Origin of the sequence: Caldivirga sp. UBA161, assembly GCF_002506515.1 — an archaeon.
In the GTDB taxonomy this organism is placed as follows: Archaea; Thermoproteota; Thermoprotei; order Thermoproteales; family Thermocladiaceae; genus Caldivirga.
The window spans coordinates 16,042-16,383 of record NZ_DAXS01000050.1; positions in this window are offsets into that span (position 1 = coordinate 16,042).

Below are 342 nucleotides of genomic sequence, written 5' to 3' on the forward strand. Positions count from 1 at the left end.
AATACTCCCTCAATTAGTGGCGCTAATGATCTGTAGTAGTCACTAAGTCTCCATAGGATTACTAATAATACTGCATTACCAGTAATAGCCAGCGTAATGATGGCTGTAGTTAACATTACAGCTGGCAATGATCCTTAAAGTGAATTTAGAACCATGAATTAATGAATACGTAATCAAAGCTACTAATAATGCTCCTAATATGTAGGCCATCACTATGGCTGCTAATCCAACACTGGCTGCACCATACCTAGCCTCATTAACCCTAGCTAAGGATGAGAAGCCCATGAACTTAAATACAAGGGCTATAATCCTCACGATAATGATTATTAATGCAGTAATTGA